The following is a 459-nucleotide window of genomic DNA, read 5'->3' as shown; positions in this document are numbered from 1 at the left end:
GTCCGGGTGCGTGGCGTCGCCGCGGGCCGCGAGCTTCCGCCGCCGGCCCGAACCGGCCACGGCGCCCCCGGCCGGCTGTCCCGGCTGTCCCGGCAGCCCTGGCTGGCCCGGCTGGCCGGGCTGGCCCGCGGCGGGCTGGCCCGGATGCCCCGGTTGCCCCGGATGCCCGGGCTGCTGGCCGGCCCCGTGCGGCGGCTGACCGCCGGCCACGGCCGGTAGGTGCGGTGGCTGCGCCTGGGCCGGATCGGCCGCGCCCGGTGCGAACGGCATGCCCTGCCCCAACGTCCGCACGCTGATCGGCCGACCCTGCGTGTCGTGCGTCGGGCCGCTCTGTGCCGGGTTGCCGTGGGCCGGGCCGCCCTGTGCTGGGTTGCCGTGGGCCGGGTTGCCGTGCGCCGGCTGGTGCGGCCGGGTGGGGCCGGCGGGACCGGCGGGGTGGTTCGGTGCGGCGGGTTGCTG

The 459-nt window shown here is 81.5% G+C and carries 1 protein-coding gene; it reads left to right on the top strand.

The window, feature by feature from the left end; genetic code table 11:
• Positions 1-219 (top strand): hypothetical protein (locus AAHZ94_RS34995; protein WP_349997676.1); only part of this gene is annotated, 219 nt, incomplete at its 5' end.
• Positions 220-459 lie beyond the last annotated feature (240 nt).

Origin of the sequence: Streptomyces sp. HSW2009 (genome assembly GCF_040240285.1) — a bacterium.
Taxonomy (GTDB): Bacteria; Actinomycetota; Actinomycetes; order Streptomycetales; family Streptomycetaceae; genus Streptomyces.
The sequence above is the reverse complement of the archived record's forward strand: the minus strand, read 5'-3'. Positions and strand labels throughout refer to the sequence as shown.